Source organism: Rothia koreensis (assembly GCF_052232265.1).
Classification (GTDB): Bacteria; Actinomycetota; Actinomycetes; order Actinomycetales; family Micrococcaceae; genus Rothia; species Rothia koreensis.
On the sequence record NZ_CP197643.1, the window covers coordinates 865,176 to 880,147 of the forward strand.

Consider the following 14,972-nt stretch of genomic DNA (forward strand, 5'->3'; position numbering starts at 1 on the left):
ACCCCGCCGTCAGCCCGGCGGCCCCGCACCGGAACCCCTGCCGCTCCGGTCGGTGAAACGAACGCAACCCACAAAGGAGTCGGTCATGTCCGATCAGAACACGACGTCCCAGGACGTCATCGCCGGTCTCGGCGGTGCGTCAAACATCAACGGTGTGGAAAATTGCATCACCCGTCTGAGGATCCCGGTCCACAACGAATCGGCGGTGGACGTCGACGCCCTGCGGGGGATTGACGCGGTTCTCGGCGTCGTACCGGGGCCCACCATGCAGGTGGTCCTGGGCCCTGGCGTCGTGGACACCGTTGCCCGCGACATCGAGGCCCGCTTGCGGGACGCCGAGTCGGAACCCTCGGGGAATGGAGACGGCGTTGCGGGCGGTGCGGCCGCCGGCAGTGCGGCCGGAGCCGGATCCTCCAGCGCGGCTGGAGCCTCGGCCGTGGGACGAGGTGCGGGCGCAGGAAAAGGTGCGGAGGGGGAGGCCCCCGGCTCGCCCGAGGACCTTCAGGCCCTCGGTGCGCAGATGAAACGTTCCCAGTCGGAGCGCAAGTCTTCGCCGGTCCGCGCATTCCTGGGGCGGATCGCCAACATCTTCCTCCCGCTGATTCCCGCGCTGATCGCCTGCGGAATCGTGGCAGGCATCAGTGGCGTGCTCCAGAACTTCGTCGCGAACGGGGCGTGGCCGTGGGCCGCCGGGGCGGTCCCGGTCCTGACCGCGATCTCCAGTGGGTTCATGACCCTGATCGCGGTCTTCGTGGGCATGAATGCTGCGAAGGAATTCGGCGGGACGCCAGTGCTCGGCGGCGCCGTCGCGGCCATCATTCCCTTCGCCGGTGTGTCCAAAGTGTCGATTCTCGGTGCCAGCCTGGAACCCGGCCAGGGCGGTGTGATCGGCGCGCTGCTGGCCGCCATCCTGGCGGCATATGTGGAGCGATGGGCACGGAAGTGGGCCCCTGAATCGCTCGCGATGCTGATCGTCCCGACCGTGACTGTCCTCGTCGCCGGAGCGCTGACCCTCTTCCCGCTCATGACGCTCGCCGGCTGGATCTCGACCGGCATCGGAACCGGCGCCACCTGGTTGCTCGGGACCAGCGGCGGACTTGCCGGGTTTGTCCTGGCGGGCCTCTTCCTGCCGCTCGTGATGCTGGGACTGCACCAGGCGCTCATCCCGATCCACACCACGCTGATCGCGCAGGCCGGGTACACGATCCTTCTGCCGATCCTGGCGATGGCGGGTGGCGGACAGGTGGGTGCGACCGCCGCGGTGTACCTGCGCATCCGCAACCGCGCCCTGCGCAACACGATCAAGTCGGCGTTGCCCGCCGGAATCCTTGGCGTCGGAGAGCCGCTGATTTATGGCGTGACCCTGCCCATGGGCCGCCCGTTCATCACCGCGTGCATCGGTGGCGCGTTCGGCGGCGGATTCATCGGCATCTTCAACCAGCTCGGGTTCGCGACCGGGTCCACCGCGATCGGGCCCAGTGGTTGGGCACTGTTCCCGCTGGCCGCAGGAAACCACGGCCTGGGTGCCGCCCTGGGGGTCTACGCCGTGGGGCTGCTCATTTCTTACGTGGCAGGGTTCCTGCTGACCTACTTCTTCGGCGTTCCCAAGGACCTCGTCGCTCGCATGGCGGACGAGGAAGCCGCGGCGGAATCGGCTGTCGCGACGGCGTGACGGTGTGGACGGTGTGGCGGGTGGACGGTGTGGCGGAGAGGCTGGTGGTCGACTCCGCTGCCCAACTTCCCAGCTCGGTCGGTGGGGTGAACGGCGGGTGACTGGTTTCCGGGAAAGCCCCACGCTGCAGTGTCCTTGAGGTTCTCGGCGTCGTCGGAATCCGGTTCAGGCCCGGCCGACACTGAATCTCGCTCGCTGCCCTGCACGGGATTGCCACTTCGGACCCGAGGTGGCAGTGGTGTGCGGTTGGGGTGGGTTTTCCGGGGTGAGGTGGCAGTTTTGTGCGGTTTTTGGTGGGTTTTTTGCACGTGAGTGCCACTTCGTGCCGCCGGGGCGCACGGGATTGCCACTTCGGCCCCGAGGTGGCAGTGGTGTGCGGTTGGGGCGGTGTCTCTGGGGTGAGGTGGCAGTTTTGTGCGGTTTTTGGTGGGTTTTTTGCACGTGAGTGCCACTTCGTCCCGCCGCGCCGCACGAAATTGCCACCTCGTCCCGCCGCGCCGCACGGGGCTGCCACCTCGGCCCCGAGGCGGCAACCCGAGACGGCCCCGCCCCGCTCCCGCTCGTCCCGCTCCCGCTCGCTCTGCTCCCGCTCGCCCCGCCCATCCCGCCCCCGCTCGCCCCCGCCCCGCCCCGTCCAGAGACGAGCCGGCACCCCGTTCGCCCGACCCTCGCGATACCTCGACGTCATATTCCGTCGGCACCCGGGAAGGCGTGAGGCGACGGGTCGGCGACTGGGGTAGAAGGGAATCATGGACTCGTTCTTCCTCCGCACCGTGAGAGACCCCTTCGGCGGCGACATTCTCGACGCGCGCATCGCCCATGGCCGCATCGAGTGGGGACACGGTCTCGAGCCGGACCCCGAGGACCACGTCGTCGACGCGGACGGCCGATGGCTCGTTCCGGGCCTCTGGGATGCGCACGCCCACTTCGACCAGTGGGCCCAAGCCAGGTCGCGGCTCGACCTGTCCGGGACGCCGTCGCCCGCAGTGGTGACCCAGGCCGTCGGCGAAGCGCTCAAGCAGGACCGCGGAGGCAACGTGTTCTTCGGCTTCGGATATCGTGCGTCGGCGTGGCAGCGGCAGCCGACCGTGACCGAGCTCGACGCCGTGAGCGGGAACCGACCCGTGGTCCTGGTCAGCGGCGACATGCACAACGGGTGGCTCAACTCGGCGGCGATGACACTCCTCGGCGTGCCTCCGCGGGACGGGATCTTCAACGAGGACGATTGGTTCCCGCTCTTCGCGAAGCTCGAACCGCTGGCGCCGGACCCCGAAGCGGCCGTTCGCGACGCCGCGCGGGCCGCGGCGGCCCGCGGCGTCGTCGGCATGGTCGACCTCGAATTCGCGGCAAATCACGACGCGTGGGTGCGTCGTTCGGGGCAGAGCGAATCACTGCTCAGGGTCCGGACCGGTGTATACCCGGACCTCCTGGACGACGTCCTGGACCGCGGGCTCGCCAGCGGAGACGCACTGGACGAGTCAGGCCTCATCCGGATGGGCCCGCTCAAGATCATTTCCGACGGGTCGTTGGGAACCAGGACCGCTCACTGCTGCGAGCCCTACGTCGGGGCCGAAGACCTGGACCATCCCCGGGGCGTGCAGAACGTGCCACCGGAAGAGTTGAACAGATTGCTCGTCCTCGCGCACCAAGGGGGACTCGACGTCGCGCTCCACGCTCTGGGGGACGCCGCCGTCGGTCTGGCCCTGGATGCCTTCGAATCCGTGGGTGCTCGAGGGTCGGTTGAGCACGCGCAGGTGGTTCGGCCTGACGACCTGGACCGTATGGCCCGGCTGGGGATCACGGCCAGTGTGCAACCGGCTCACCTCATCGACGACCGGGACGCCATGGACCGTTTGTGGCCGGATCGAGCCGACCGCATCTTCGCCTTCCGCACGATGCTGGATCGGGGCGTCCGGCTCGCCATGGGATCTGACGCGCCCGTGGCGCCTCTGGATCCGTGGTTGGCCATGGCGGCCGCGGTCCATCGATCGGGCGACGGGCGGCCGCCGTGGCACCAGGAGGAAGCGATTACCCCGAGGGAAGCGTTCGCGGCCTCGACGGACGGCGTCGACCGGATCCGTTCGGGCGACGCCGCGGATGTGCTGCTGCTCGATGCGGATCCGTTCGCCGGGGCCACGAGCGACGACGCCGCGTGCACCCTGGCAGGGATGTCGGTCGCCGCCACATTCGTTGCGGGGCGACCGACCCACTGGGACCTCTGAATACTTCCTACTGAGGGTTGCCGCCCAGGCCGGCCTGCGCGTCGGCGTCGGCACCGGGAACGCGCATCTCGAAGGTGTCTGTCACCACGGTGTAGTCGAAGTACCCCATCCGGGCGATGGGCTGCACCGCGGTGATGTCCACGCGGCCGTCATCGGTCAGGTACTTCTCATTGAGGTGGATCCGCTCGACGGTCGCGTAGACGACGTCGATGGTCCCCACATTGGACTTGCCGGGCAGGCGATGCGTGGTGAGGTACTTGCACTCGTAGTGGAAAGGGCTTTCCGCGACCATCGGGGCGGGGGAGAGGTCCGCGGTCTGTTTGGTGACGTCGAGACGATCGAACTCGTTCTCGCCGGGCGGCAGCGCCATGGCCGAGATGTTGACCGATTCGCGCAGATCCCAGGTCGCCATGTTCCACACGAACCACCCGGTCTTCTCGGCGTTGACGACGGTGTCCTTGCGTCGCCCGTCCGGGTACTGGTTGGCCGCGAACATGACCATCGGCGGGTCGAAAGTCAGGTTCTGCCACTGGCTGTACGGGGCGATGTTCTCGACGCCGTCCTCGCTGACGCTCGAGAGCCAACCGATGGGACGAGGCACCGTCAGGGCCTTGAACGGCGAGTGTGAGAGCGGGCGTTCGACCTCGTTGGGATCGTATTTCACAGTGCATTCCTTTCTTGTTGGTGGTTTGCGGAGCGATCGTCGGCGGCGGAGTCGCGACCGGCCGCCGATTTCTTGGCAATGGCCAGGTAGATGCCGCCGGCGACCACGAGACCGATGATCCACGCGATCTCGGCACCGCCGAACAGGTCGGCGATGGGGCCGACGTAGAGGGAACTGTTCATGAACGGAATCTGGATCAGCACGGCGGCGAAGTAAGCCACGAAGGCCCCCTTGTTGACCGTGCCATAGGGACCATTGCGCTGGAACAGGGCCTCGACGTCGTACTTCTTGTGTCGAATGAGGTAGTAGTCGACCAGGTTGATCGCGGACCACGGCGTCATGAAGTACAGCAGGAACATCAGGAAGTCGGTGAACACGGCGACGAAATTGTCCGACGCCAGGAGCGCGATCACCACCGCGAAGGCGGAGATGATGAGCACGTAGATCGAGCGTGCCCGAGGCTTGATGACCTCGTGCCGGGCCACCGCCGTCACGATCGTCGCCAAGGACATGAACCCGCCGTACGAACTCAGCGTGTTGCCCGTCAGCTTGCCGACGACGACGGCCAACAGCACGAGCCAGAAGAAAGTGCCCGCCAACCCCGAGAGGAATCCGACCTGGTGGTCGCTGAAGGCCTGCCCGCCGATCTGTGCGGCGAAGGCTCCGACGATCATGGCCAGGGTCGCCCCGATGAAGCTCCCCGCAAAGGTCCATCCGATCGTGGACCGTTGGGACGTCGTCTCGGGGAGGTACCGGCTGTAGTCGGCGATGTAGGGGCCGAAGGTCAGCTGCCACGACGCCGAGAGCGAGATACCCAGGATGAACGGGGCCAGGGCAAAACTGGTGTCCGCGGTGATCTGATGACGCATCGGACCGCCCAGAACAATGACCAGGAGAATCACGAAGACGACCCCGCTCAGGACCGACGCCGCGTGCGAAAACTTGTGGATCCACTTGTACCCGGCAATGGCCAGGACGGTCGAGAACAGCGCGAAGATCACCGCACCTGCTTTGACGCTGATGTGCAGCAGGGTCGCGAGTGCCTGTCCGCCGAGCACCAGGCCGGTCGCGTAGAAGCCGATATAGATGATCAGTGCCAGGACCAGGGGAAGGATCGCCCCGTAGTAGCCGAACTGGGCGCGACTCTGGATCATCTGGGGTACGCCCAGCTGAGGCCCTTGGGCGGAGTGGAGGGCCGTGATGAATCCGCCGATCAGGTTGCCGACGATGATGGCGGGGATGGACCACAGGGCCGAATTGCCCAGCAGAACGAAGAGGCCGCCGGTCACCAGAGCCGTGATCGAGCTGTTCGCCGCGAACCAGAGGAAGAAAAGAGAGACCGGGGAACCGTGACGTTCCCGCGGCGGGATCCAGTCAATGGACCGGAGTTCCATGGTTTTCGGTCCGACCGTTGGAGTGGACATGTCATTCTCCTTGCTTTCGGTGTCACTGTGAGCCCTGACACCATTCGTGACCGCCACTCTACCGATATATCGGCTGTATATTCCAGCGATGTGCCAAGATTTTTGTACGACCCCCGTCAGAGAGGACCAGCATGAACCGCCCCGTCCGCACGCGCTCCGGACCCACACTCACGGACACTGCCTATGTGCACATAGAGCGCATGATCATTCACGGGGAGATCGAGCCGCTCACCTTCGTATCGGAAGCAGACTTCATGGAGTGGACGGGACTGGGCCGTACGCCGGTTCGTGAGGCGGTCCATCGGCTGGCGCGGGAGAGGATGGTGGAGATCCATCCCAGCCGGGGCATCCTCATCCCGGAGATCAGCGTTGAGTCCGAACTGCGGATCCTCGAGATGCGCCGGGTTCTGGATCCGTGGGCGACTCGGTTGGCGTGCGAGCGAGCCACACCCGGGGAGCGCGACGAGATGCGCGATCTCGCGGAAACTCTTGGGACGGAGAACTTCACCCTGTCCGATTACTCGGAGACCGTCCGCCAGACCCACGGGCTGATTCTCCGTGCGGCCCATAACGAGTACCTTCACGACGCCATGGTCCAGTTGCAGAATCTCTCGCGCAGATTCTGGACGTCGCACGTGACCGACCAGTCGGAGGTGACCGCCGGCGCGACCCTCCACCGTGCCATGCTGACCGCCATTGTGCGGGAGGACGCGAAAGAAGGGGAGCGGGCGGCCACGAATCTGAATGACTATTTGGTCGACTTCGCCCGCAGGGTCCTGGCCGTCTGAAGTTTTTTCTCCTCGAATGAATCCGGCCGCCGGGTTGGTTCCGAACTCTTGTCAGAGAGAACCAGCAACGAGGCGGTTCGTCGGTTGGCCCTGGTTCTCCTCCACCGCTCACGATCGGAAGAGGGACCACATCGATGTCAACGCTCTACTACCCGGACGGACGCGCCGAGTTCGGGACGAACTCATTTCCGTTCCTCCCATCCCCCGCCTGGTCAGGGCTTGCCGCGTCCGCAGGGTCCGCCGGATCGGTTCCGATAGCGGGCCGGATCGGTCAGCTGGCGGGGCCCCACACCGTTCTGCAGAGCCGCGATTGGGATCGCGTCCAAACTGCGTTGGGGCGCAGGACCCACCGGTTCCGCGGACCCGGGTGGTCGGCTTTGGTGATCGAGGAGAGCAATGCGTTGGGGCGGATCTGGTACCTCCCGTACGGTCCGGTCGCGAACGACGTCGTGGCCCTCGAAGCCGCACTGACCAGCCTGGGTGAGGCCGCCAAGAAGGCGAGAGTCGCATGGGTGCGTATCGAGCCCATGGTGTCCGACGGGTCGGAACAGATGCGGGCTCCGGGGCTTCGGTCAGAGCTGCTGGAACTGGGAGCGCGCGAGGCCCCGCGCGACATCCAACCACGTCGGTCGAGGTGGTTGGATCTGACTCGGGGTGAGGATGCGATCTTGGCGGCCATGACGGGCACGAATCGCAACCTGTGGAGGCGCCACCAGGACAAGGGGCTGAGCATCGAGTGCAGCAGAGACCCGGGCGACGTCGAAGAACTCATTTCCCTGAATCGGGCCGGGGCCGAGCGGAAGGGATTCGTGGCGCACGATGCCGACTATCTGCGCACGGTGGCACGTACGCTGCTGGCGCGCGATTCGGGCCGTGTGTACCTGACGCGGTACGAAGGGCAGGTTGTCGCCTCCGCCTTCGTCTACGACTCGGCGAGCACCAGGATCTTTGCTCACGCGGGCATGAAGCCCGAATTCAGGAAACTTCGCCCCAACCAACCGATGATCGCCCAGGCCGTCTTGGATGCTGCCGAACGCGGCGCGAAAATCGCGGACCTCTTCGGCATCGCGCCCACGGATTCTCCCCATCACCCGTGGGCGGGCTTCACCCAATTCAAGAGGTCTTTCGGGGGTCGCGACGTCGAATTCGCCGGCACCTGGGACCTGCCCGTCTCCGTCCCCCGCTATGTCGCGTACCGGTCGATGCGGTCGGGTCGGGGCATGGCCCAGGGTATGGCAGGCGCTCTCCGGGGGCGCCTTCGGGGATAGTGGGGGACGGTCGGGAAAAGTGCCGGGATTGCCCTCCGTGCTCGAGCCCGGAGGCGGCCCTACGCACTGAGGTTCAGGAAGCTCCGCAACAACGTCTCCGTGCCGTCGAGGTGGGCCCGCGCCACGGACTCGGCTGTTTCCGGATCCCCGTCCAGGATGGCTGCTACGAGCTCCTGGTGCTGGTGGTTCGAGTGCTCGAGGTTCGACGCGAGCAGCGGAATTCTGTCCAGCAGATCATTCACGAGGGCCCGCGACTCGACGACGCAGTCGACAAGTCTTCGTGACCCGGTCAGCTCGGCAATCACGATGTGCAGCCTGGAGTCGAGGTGTCGGTAGTCTTCCGGCGGGGCCGCCGACGCCGCGTCCAGGGCACGTCGGAGCCCTCTTCTTTGGGGCGCCTGGAGGTCGGCCTCGGCCGCGAGGCGAGCGGCCCCTGACTCGACCACGGTCCGATAGGCGAGGATGTCCTGGAGCTGGCGCGGGTCCACCGTGACATCCGTTTGCTTTTCGGGGGCCGAATCGATGACGAAGGTTCCGCCGTACCGTCCTCGTCTCACTTCCAGGTAGCCGTGACGTTGCAAGTCACCGAGGACGCTTCGGAGCGTCGAGCGTGAAACCTGCAGGCTGTCGGCAAGTTCTCGTTCGGGTGGGAGCCGCTGCCCGGGGAGGACGGCGCCAACTTTGATCAGCCGCAACAACCCCTCAAAGGTTGCTTCCAGTGTGTTTCCCGCCCGCACGGGGTGAATGAGTGACCGAGGGTCGACCAGACCTTCCGCCACGCTGCGCTCACCGAGGCTATCTACTTGGTCCTCAGCTTCACACGTCATTGTCTGCCCATCTCACGTCGGTTTCCCGACCATTGTATGGGCCGAGCCGGGCGACGTCGTCCAAAGGCATCGTGAGCATGCCAAAGGAGTCATATCCGATCGATTGAGGGTTGATTCTGGGCGAGACCTTGACATTGCGGTGTGATTCAGATCATTATTTTGTCCACATCAAAGGTCTCCAAAAATACCATTGGATGGACGGTGCCATGGCGGATCATTCTCCGAGCGAGTCGGATTACCTAGGGAAGAGGCAACTCAACAAGGGCGCGGCCGGGTGGGTGCTGCTCGCCGGGTTGGGAGTGGCCTACGTGGTCTCCGGAGACTTCTCCGGCTGGAATCTCGGCCTCGCCCAGGGCGGATGGGGTGGTTTGCTGATCGCATTCCTCCTCATGGGCCTGATGTACACGTGCATGGTCCTGGGCCTGGCGGAACTGTCCTCGACGCTCCCCACCGCAGGGGCCGGCTACGGATTCGCTCGCCGAGCACTCGGGCCGCTGGGAGGGTTCGCTACGGGTATGGCCATCCTGATCGAGTACTCGGTGGCACCCGCCGCCATTGCGACCTTCATCGGCGGATACATCGAATCGCTGGGCCTGTTCGGGATCACCAATTCGTGGCCCGTGTATCTCGTTGCGTACCTGGTGTTCATCGGTATTCACTGTGTGGGCGTCGGCGAGGCGCTCAAACTCATGTTCGTCATCACCGCAGTCGCGGTGGTCGCGCTGGGAGTCTTCGTCGTCGGCATGATTCCCCACTTCGACATCGGGAAACTCGTGGAGATCGAGCCCACCGGCGCTTTCGGGGCGAACGGATTCCTCCCATTCGGTGTCACAGGAGTTCTTGCCGCGTTGGTCTACGGCATCTGGTTCTTCCTGGCCGTCGAGGGCGTCCCGCTTGCCGCCGAGGAGACCGCCAATCCTCGGCGGGACATGCCCCGCGGAATCGTCGTCGCTATCTCGGTCCTGCTCTGTTCCGGGCTTGCGGTCCTCATTCTGGCCCCCGGAGGTGCTGGCGCCCTCTCCATGAGCGAGTCGGAGAGCCCACTGCCCGATGCCCTCCGTGCCGTGTACGGTCCGGGCAGCGGCCTGGCCCAATTCGTCAACTACGCCGGACTGGCAGGACTCGTGGCGAGCTTCTTCTCCATCATCTTTGCCTATTCCCGTCAGCTCTTTGCCCTCTCCCGTGCCGGCTACCTGCCGCGGTGGCTCTCGTTGACCACCCGCCGCAACACGCCGGCACTGGCGCTGATCATTCCCGGAACCATCGGATTCATCCTCGCGACGACGGTCCGGGACGGGGGCCTCCTGATCGACATCGCAGTATTCGGTGCAACGGTCTCCTACGTTTTGTTGAACCTGTCCCACATCGTGCTCCGTATCCGGGAACCGGAGCTCGACCGCGGCTACTGGACACCGGGCGGCCGGGTGACCACATCCATCGCGTTGGTGCTGGCCGTGGTGTCGGTGGTCGCGACCTTCCTGGTTGACGTCATGGCTGCCAGTTACACGCTCGGCGTCTTCGTGCTGGCGCTCGCATACTTCTGGTTCTACAGCCGGCATCGCGTGGTCACGAGCGCCCCCGAAGAAGAATTTGCCTCGATTGCAGAGGCCGAATCGAAACTCAAGTAGATGCAGGCCGAAGTCCCAGCGGCTTCGGGTGATGAGAAAGGATGACACATGTCCACGAAGGAGAAACTTCCGGGGATGCTGAGTGTCGGAGAGCTCGAGGACTTGGTTGCCGAGGGCGAGATCGACACGGTCGTCGTCGGAATGACCGATGTCATGGGGCGAGTCCAGGGCAAGAGGTGCGGGGCGCGCTTCTTCATGGACGAGGTTCTCCAGCACGGAGTCGAGGGATGCAACTACCTGCTGGCGGTCGACGTCGACAACAACACGGTCGACGGATACGCCTGCTCCTCCTGGGAGAACGGGTACGGGGACCTTGTCATGAAGCCGGACCTGGCGACACTGCGTCGTATCCCGTGGTTGCCCGGTTCGGCCCTCGTGCTGTGCGACATCGGTTCGACCGACGGCGCCCCGATCCCCATGTCCCCACGTCAGCTGCTGAAGAGCCAGATAGCCCGGCTCGAAGAACTCGGCTATCGCCCGCACGCAGCAACCGAACTCGAATTCATCCTTTTCGACACCGACTATGAAAGCGCCTTTGCGAAGGGATACATGGGGCTCGAGCCCTCGACCGACTACAACGTGGACTACTCCCTTCTGGCCACCTCTCGCCTGGAACCGGTGATTCGGGACATCCGCACCGGCATGGAGGGAGCGGGGATGATCGTGGAGGCTTCCAAGGGCGAATGCAATCTGGGACAGCAGGAAATCACGTTCCGGTACAGCGATGCCCTCACGGCGTGCGACAACCACAGCATCTACAAGGCCGGGGCCAAGGAGATCGCGGCCCAGCACGGCAAGTCGGTGACTTTCATGGCCAAGTACAACGAGCGTGAGGGAAATTCCTGCCACGTGCACTTCAGCCTGACCGACCTGGACGGAAACCCGGTATCCACCGGCGAGCGCGAGCACGGATTCAGTCGGGTGTTCGAACAGATGATCGCCGGGCAGATCGCGTGCCTGTCTGACTTCTCTCTGTTTTTTGCGCCCAACATCAATTCCTACAAGCGGTACCAGGAAGGAAGCTTCGCTCCGACCGCGATCGCCTGGGGCAAGGACAACCGCAGCTGCGCTCTCCGTGTTGTGGGCGAAGGCGCGTCCTTGCGGGTCGAGAACAGGGTTGGTGGCGGCGACGTCAACCCCTACCTGATCCTGGCAGCCATCATCGCGGCAACCTGTCACGGCATCGAAAACGACCTGCCGCTCCCTCCGGTGACCTCCGGAAGCGCCTACGCCGCCGATGCCGACCGTGTCCCGGCTTCCCTCTCTCTGGCGCGCGATGCCTTCGCCAACAGCGCTCTCGCGGTTGAGCGCTTCGGGCGCGACGTGGTTGACCACTACACCCACGCCGCAGACATCGAACTCGACGCCTTCGCGAGCGTCGTGACCGACTGGGAAAGGAGGCGGGGCTTTGAACGTCTCTGACGTCCGCCCACTGATCGGGATCACGACCTACTACCAGCATGCGACCTGGGGCGTGTGGAACGGTGAAGCTGCCATCCTCCCAGGGAATTACCTTCATGCGGTGGTGGATGCCGGCGGCATACCAGTTCTCCTCCCACCACGAGGGACGGGAACCAAGGTTCTCGATACCCTGGACGGGCTCCTGGTCATCGGCGGGTCCGACGTCGACCCCTCCCGCTATGGAGAAAACGCCCACCCCACCACCGAATTCGATACCGAGAGGGACAGCCACGACTTTGCCCTCCTCGGGGCCGCAGAAGCGCTCGGTCTGCCGATCCTGTGCGTCTGCCGCGGTGCACAGGTGCTCAACGTGGCACACGGCGGAAGTCTGCTCCAGCACCTGCCGGATGTTCTCCCGGAAGGAGAGCAATACAGGTGCGCCCCCGGAGTCTTTTCCGACACCCGGATCACGATCGATCCCGAGAGTCTGGCCCACAGCATCCTCGGCGATTCGTGCACCGTTTCGTCCTACCACCACCAGGGTCTCGACCGAATTGGAAAGGGACTGCTGGTCAGCGCCCGTTCCGCCGACGGGTTGCCACAAATCCTGGAAAGCACCGATGACTCCTGGCTGATTGCTACGCAGTATCACCCGGAGGAGAAACGGCTCGAGGACCGCCGTCTTTTCGCGGCCTTCGTCGCGGCCTGCGGTTCCCGAACCGAGGCCGTGTCCGATACCAAACCCACCCCCCAGCGAGGAGATCACGGAATGAGCATCCACGAAGTCATCAACCCGGCCACGGAAGAAGTGATCGACTCGGTCGAGCACCTCGATGTGAAGGGCACGGACGAGGCGATCGAGCGTGCCGCCAGAGCATACGAGACCTGGAAAAACGTCGCTCCTGCGGAAAGAGCAAGGATCATGCGCGACTTCGCGAGCGCACTGGGGGACGCCCAGGAGGAACTGGCTCGTCTCGAAGTCTCCAATGCGGGCCACGTGATCGGCAACGCCCGCTGGGAGGCGGGAAACGTCCGCGACGTCGTCGGCTATTACTCCGCGGCGCCGGAACGGCTCCTGGGTGACCAGATCCCTGTCGACGGAGGGCTGAACGTCACGTTCCACGAACCCCTGGGGGTGGTGGGCGTGATCGTTCCGTGGAACTTTCCGATGCCCATCGCCGGCTGGGCGATAGGTCCGGCTCTCGCGGCCGGCAACACAGTGGTCCTCAAACCCGCCGAGCTGACCCCGCTCACCGCGATGCGCATCGGCTCCATCGCGCGCGAGGCAGGGGTTCCCGAAGGAGTTCTCCAGATCCTTCCTGGCAAGGGGTCGGTGGTCGGCGACAGATTCGTCACCCACCCAGCCGTGCGCAAAGTCGTATTCACCGGGTCCACAGCGGTCGGTCGGCGGATCATGGCCGGCTGCGCATCCCAGTCCAAACGCGTGACCCTTGAGATGGGCGGAAAGAACTCGAACGTCGTCTTCGCCGACGCCGACGTGCGAGCCGCGGCGGAAGCCGCTCCCGGCGGCGCCTTCGACAACGCAGGCCAGGATTGTTGCGCCAGGTCGAGGATTCTCGTGCAGGAATCGGTCTTCGACGAATTCATGGAACACCTCGAGACGGCCGTCAAGAACTTCAGGGTCGGGGACCCCAACGACGAGGAATCCGCGATGGGGCCACTGATCTCGGCCGCGCACCGTGATTCGGTTCTGCGGTACATCGACCAGGGCGACGTCGCCTTCACCGGCGAGGCCCCGTCTGGGCCCGGGTACTGGGTCAGGCCCACGGTTCTGCTGGCCAGGTCGGCGACGGAACCGTGCTTTTCGGAGGAGATCTTCGGCCCCGTCGTTTCGGTCCTGCGTTTCCGCGACGAGGGCGAGGCGGTCGAGCTGGCCAACAACACCGAATACGGGCTGTCCGGATCGATCTGGACGAGAGACCTGGGCCGAGCGCTACGCGTCAGCCGGGGCATCGAGTCGGGGAATCTGTCCGTCAACTCCCACAGCTCGGTGCGGTACTCGACTCCCTTCGGCGGTTTCAAACAATCCGGACTGGGACGCGAGCTCGGCCCCCACGCCGTGGAGGCATTCACCGAGGTCAAGAACGTCTTCTTCGCCAACAACCAATCCACTCATCCAGAGAGCAGGAGGCAATCATGAACAACGTCAAGGCGCACCGTCTCGAGGGAAAGAGCGCAGTCATCACTGGGGGCGCCTCCGGAATAGGTCTGGCCACCGCGCGCCGACTCGCTGCCGAGGGGGCACGGGTGGTCATCGCCGACGTATCCGAAGAGCAAGGAACGGCGGCTGCGAAAGAGGTTGACGGTCTCTTCGTCAGGACGGATGTGACCGACGCGAAGAGCGTCGAGGAGCTGTTCCAGCGGACTCACGACGAATACGGTTCGGTCGATGTCGCTTTCAACAACGCCGGAATCTCACCCAACGACGACGCCTCGATCACGGAAACCGGCATTGATGCTTGGAAGCGGGTTCAGGACGTCAACCTGACGAGCGTCTTCCACTGCTGCAAGTACGCTCTCGAACACATGCGGCGCCAGCGCAGCGGATCGATCATCAACACGGCCTCGTTCGTGGCGGTCATGGGTGCGGCGACGTCCCAGATTTCGTACTCCGCGTCGAAGGGCGGGGTGCTCGCGATGAGTCGGGAGCTCGGCGTCGAATTTGCCAGGGAAGGGATCAGAGTCAACGCGCTCTGTCCCGGCCCGGTCAACACCCCGTTGCTCAAGGAGCTCTTCGCGAAGGATCCGGCGAAGGCCCAGCGACGACTCGTGCATGTTCCGATGGGGCGTTTCGGGGAACCTGAGGAGATGGCCGCTGCCGTCGCCTTCCTGGCGTCGGATGATTCATCCTTCATCACAGCCAACACGTTCCTGGTCGATGGTGGTTTGTCCGGAGCGTACGTCACGCCCGAGTAGTCACCGACAGGTGTCTCCGGTCGCGGCCGAGGCGGCAGACGCGTGAGCAGGGACGAAGTCTCGGCTCGCGCTGTGCTCTGCCCCCTCGGCCCGAGGGTTTGCCGCAGTCGGGGCAGCACTGCGCCGATCGACGTCTCCACT

The 14,972-nt window shown here is 64.9% G+C and carries 11 protein-coding genes and 1 pseudogene; 9 read left to right on the forward strand and 3 right to left on the reverse strand.

Annotation, left to right across the window (positions count from 1 at the left end):
- Window positions 1-85 precede the first annotated feature (85 nt).
- The gene (locus ACTSLZ_RS03720) at window positions 86-1,672 is read left to right on the forward strand and encodes a PTS transporter subunit EIIC (RefSeq protein WP_443095761.1); all 1,587 of its coding nucleotides are present in this window, start codon (window positions 86-88) and stop codon (window positions 1,670-1,672) included.
- Between the two features lie 749 nt (window positions 1,673-2,421).
- Window positions 2,422-3,894 (forward strand): amidohydrolase family protein, encoded by a 1,473-nt coding sequence (locus ACTSLZ_RS03725; protein WP_443095762.1) that lies wholly within the window; start codon window positions 2,422-2,424, stop codon window positions 3,892-3,894.
- Window positions 3,895-3,901: 7 nt separating this feature from the next.
- Here ACTSLZ_RS03725 and ACTSLZ_RS03730 read toward each other — a convergent pair whose 3' ends face one another.
- The gene (locus tag ACTSLZ_RS03730; RefSeq protein WP_178980321.1) at window positions 3,902-4,558 is read right to left on the reverse strand and encodes a flavin reductase family protein; all 657 of its coding nucleotides are present in this window, start codon (window positions 4,556-4,558) and stop codon (window positions 3,902-3,904) included.
- A complete protein-coding gene (locus ACTSLZ_RS03735; protein ID WP_129315675.1) occupies window positions 4,555-5,982 on the reverse strand; it encodes a purine-cytosine permease family protein in 1,428 nt (475 codons plus the stop codon). Before ACTSLZ_RS03735 ends, ACTSLZ_RS03730 begins: the two co-directional genes overlap by 4 nt.
- Window positions 5,983-6,113: 131 nt before the next feature.
- On the opposite strand from ACTSLZ_RS03735, the gene ACTSLZ_RS03740 reads away from it, so the two are divergent.
- Together ACTSLZ_RS03740 and ACTSLZ_RS03745 are read left to right on the forward strand one after the other, a co-directional pair.
- Window positions 6,114-6,770 (forward strand): GntR family transcriptional regulator, encoded by a 657-nt coding sequence (locus ACTSLZ_RS03740; RefSeq protein ID WP_397555677.1) that lies wholly within the window; start codon window positions 6,114-6,116, stop codon window positions 6,768-6,770.
- A 134-nt stretch (window positions 6,771-6,904) separates the two neighbouring features.
- Window positions 6,905-8,038, forward strand: coding sequence for a lipid II:glycine glycyltransferase FemX (locus ACTSLZ_RS03745; protein WP_443095763.1), 1,134 nt, complete (start codon window positions 6,905-6,907; stop codon window positions 8,036-8,038).
- A 59-nt stretch (window positions 8,039-8,097) separates the two neighbouring features.
- Here ACTSLZ_RS03745 and ACTSLZ_RS03750 read toward each other — a convergent pair whose 3' ends face one another.
- On the reverse strand, window positions 8,098-8,865 hold the full coding sequence (locus ACTSLZ_RS03750; protein WP_443095764.1) for a FadR/GntR family transcriptional regulator: 768 nt from the start codon (window positions 8,863-8,865) through the stop codon (window positions 8,098-8,100).
- A gap of 206 nt (window positions 8,866-9,071) precedes the next feature.
- On the opposite strand from ACTSLZ_RS03750, the gene eat reads away from it, so the two are divergent.
- The 5 genes and pseudogenes from eat (at window position 9,072) to ACTSLZ_RS03775 (ending at window position 14,831) form a co-directional block, all read left to right on the forward strand.
- Window positions 9,072-10,493, forward strand: a complete 1,422-nt coding sequence (gene eat / locus ACTSLZ_RS03755; RefSeq protein ID WP_129315671.1) for an ethanolamine permease — start codon at window positions 9,072-9,074, stop codon at window positions 10,491-10,493.
- Window positions 10,494-10,541: 48 nt separating this feature from the next.
- Window positions 10,542-11,915 carry a glutamine synthetase family protein gene (locus tag ACTSLZ_RS03760; RefSeq protein ID WP_443095765.1) on the forward strand — a complete coding sequence of 458 codons (1,374 nt, stop codon included), beginning with the start codon at window positions 10,542-10,544 and terminating at the stop codon, window positions 11,913-11,915.
- A pseudogene (locus ACTSLZ_RS03765) lies at window positions 11,902-12,552 on the forward strand (gamma-glutamyl-gamma-aminobutyrate hydrolase family protein); the annotation flags it as partial. The gene ACTSLZ_RS03760 and the pseudogene ACTSLZ_RS03765, both read left to right, overlap by 14 nt.
- 111 nt (window positions 12,553-12,663) lie before the next feature.
- Window positions 12,664-14,055, forward strand: a complete 1,392-nt coding sequence (locus tag ACTSLZ_RS03770; protein WP_443096087.1) for an aldehyde dehydrogenase family protein — start codon at window positions 12,664-12,666, stop codon at window positions 14,053-14,055.
- Complete coding sequence (locus ACTSLZ_RS03775; protein WP_397555682.1) at window positions 14,052-14,831, forward strand: 3-oxoacyl-ACP reductase; 780 nt, start codon at window positions 14,052-14,054, stop codon at window positions 14,829-14,831. The genes ACTSLZ_RS03770 and ACTSLZ_RS03775 overlap by 4 nt, the downstream gene beginning before the upstream one ends.
- The last annotated feature ends 141 nt before the right edge of the window (window positions 14,832-14,972 follow it).

What these genes read in the sequence shown, in the direction of transcription:
- ACTSLZ_RS03760 (WP_443095765.1), top strand. Translation starts at nt 10,542, where the DNA reads ATGTCCACGAAGGAGAAACTTCCGGGGATGCTGAGTGTCGGAGAGCTC.
- ACTSLZ_RS03720 (WP_443095761.1), top strand. Translation starts at nt 86, where the DNA reads ATGTCCGATCAGAACACGACGTCCCAGGACGTCATCGCCGGTCTCGGC.
- ACTSLZ_RS03740 (WP_397555677.1), top strand. Translation starts at nt 6,114, where the DNA reads ATGAACCGCCCCGTCCGCACGCGCTCCGGACCCACACTCACGGACACT.
- ACTSLZ_RS03775 (WP_397555682.1), top strand. Translation starts at nt 14,052, where the DNA reads ATGAACAACGTCAAGGCGCACCGTCTCGAGGGAAAGAGCGCAGTCATC.
- eat (WP_129315671.1), top strand. Translation starts at nt 9,072, where the DNA reads ATGGCGGATCATTCTCCGAGCGAGTCGGATTACCTAGGGAAGAGGCAA.
- ACTSLZ_RS03725 (WP_443095762.1), top strand. Translation starts at nt 2,422, where the DNA reads ATGGACTCGTTCTTCCTCCGCACCGTGAGAGACCCCTTCGGCGGCGAC.
- ACTSLZ_RS03735 (WP_129315675.1), bottom strand. Translation starts at nt 5,982, where the DNA reads ATGTCCACTCCAACGGTCGGACCGAAAACCATGGAACTCCGGTCCATT.
- ACTSLZ_RS03750 (WP_443095764.1), bottom strand. Translation starts at nt 8,865, where the DNA reads ATGACGTGTGAAGCTGAGGACCAAGTAGATAGCCTCGGTGAGCGCAGC.
- ACTSLZ_RS03745 (WP_443095763.1), top strand. Translation starts at nt 6,905, where the DNA reads ATGTCAACGCTCTACTACCCGGACGGACGCGCCGAGTTCGGGACGAAC.
- ACTSLZ_RS03770 (WP_443096087.1), top strand. Translation starts at nt 12,664, where the DNA reads ATGAGCATCCACGAAGTCATCAACCCGGCCACGGAAGAAGTGATCGAC.